Source organism: Polaromonas sp. (genome assembly GCF_030682935.1).
GTDB lineage: Bacteria > Pseudomonadota > Gammaproteobacteria > Burkholderiales > Burkholderiaceae_C > Polaromonas.
Window position 1 is genome coordinate 1 of the sequence record NZ_JAUXNA010000147.1, and the last position, 1725, is coordinate 1725.

The window sequence follows — 1725 nt, forward strand, 5'->3', positions numbered from 1 at the left end:
GCTGGACCTGTTGGACAGCCGCGCCGCCGACGCTGGCGCGCAACCCCTGATTTTTAAAGAGAAAGAGCCTGCCAGCCCTGAATTAACGGGCGCAGGAAGCTATAAAAAAGAGAGCGCTCAAAAACCAAGGCTGGCAGCAAAACCCTCTAAAGCCAAACACACGGGGCCAGCCAAGTTGTTTGTACTCGATACCAATGTCTTGATGCACGACCCGATGTGCCTGTTCCGCTTTGAAGAACACGACATCTTCTTGCCCATGATCGTGCTCGAAGAGCTCGATGGCCACAAAAAGGGCATGACCGAAGTGGCCCGCAATGCGCGCCAGACCAGCCGCTCGCTGGACGCCTTGGCAGGGTCCCAGGGTGCCGATATCGGCAAGGGCCTCAAGCTGGACACGACCGGTCACCGCGAGGCCGGTGGCAGCCTGTTTTTCCAGACCAAGCCGCTGGACTACACGCTGCCCCTGAGCCTGCCCCAGGGCAAGGCCGACAACCAGATCCTCGGTGTGGTCGAAGCCCTGCGCAAGGAATATGCGCCGCGCGAGGTGGTGCTGGTGTCCAAGGACATCAATATGCGCGTCAAGGCCAGAGCCCTCGGGCTGGCCACCGACGACTACCAAAGCGACAAAACACTGCAAGATGACGATCTGCTGTATTCGGGTTCGCTGGCACTGCCTGCCGACTTCTGGACGCGTCAAAGCAAGACCATTGAAAGCTGGCAGCAAGGCAGCCACACCTTCTACCGCATCGCGGGACCGATTGTGCCCAGCCTGCTGATTAATCAATTTGTATTCTTTGAGGCGCCGGGCGAGCCATCGCTGTATGCCCGTGTTACTGAAATTCAGGCCAAAACGGCAGTGCTGAAGACACTCAAGGATTACACGCATCTCAAGAACGCCATTTGGGGCGTGACCATGCGTAACCGTGAACAAAACTTCGCGATGAACCTGCTGATGGATCCGGAAGTTGACTTTGTCACGCTGGCAGGCACCGCCGGCACGGGAAAAACGCTGATGGCGCTGGCCAGCGGCCTGACGCAAGTGCTCGACGACCGACGCTACACCGAGATCATCATGACGCGCGCCACCGTATCGGTGGGCGAGGACATCGGCTTTCTGCCGGGCACCGAAGAGGAAAAAATGGGTCCCTGGATGGGGGCGCTGGACGACAATCTTGAAGTGCTGGGTAAAACCGACACCAGTTCCGGAGAGTGGGGGCGTGCGGCGACCAATGAGCTGATCCGCTCACGCATCAAGGTCAAAAGCATGAACTTCATGCGCGGCCGTACTTTTCTGAACAAGTACGTCATCATTGATGAGGCGCAAAACCTGACGCCCAAGCAAATGAAGACCCTGATCACCCGCGCAGGCCCGGGCACCAAGATCATCTGCATGGGCAACCTGGCGCAAATTGACACGCCCTACCTGACCGAAGGCTCCTCGGGCATGACCTTCGCCGTGGATCGCTTCAAGGGCTGGCCGCACGGCGGCCACATCACGCTGGCGCGCGGCGAGCGCTCCCGGCTGGCGGATTTCGCCAGCGAGGTGCTCTGAGCCGGAGCGAAAAATTCTCCTGCGCCTGAAATAGCGCAGGCGTAAAAAAGCCAAGTCAAACGACTTGGCTTTTTTATTCTTATTTTTCTGAAATTCTGGTGGGCGGTGGAGGCTTCGAACCTCCGACCCTTGCAGTGTGAATGCAATGCTCTACCCCTGAGCTAACCGCCCTA

The 1725-nt window shown here is 58.3% G+C and carries 1 protein-coding gene and 1 tRNA gene; one reads left to right on the forward strand and one right to left on the reverse strand.

What is annotated here, in order from left to right; genetic code table 11:
* The coding region (locus tag Q8K05_RS06975) for a PhoH family protein (protein WP_305245784.1) at nt 1–1552 on the forward strand (1552 nt) is incomplete at its 5' end.
* 96 nt (nt 1553–1648) lie between these two features.
* Here the strand turns inward: Q8K05_RS06975 and Q8K05_RS06980 are convergent.
* Nucleotides 1649–1723, reverse strand: a tRNA-Val gene (locus tag Q8K05_RS06980).
* Nucleotides 1724–1725 lie beyond the last annotated feature (2 nt).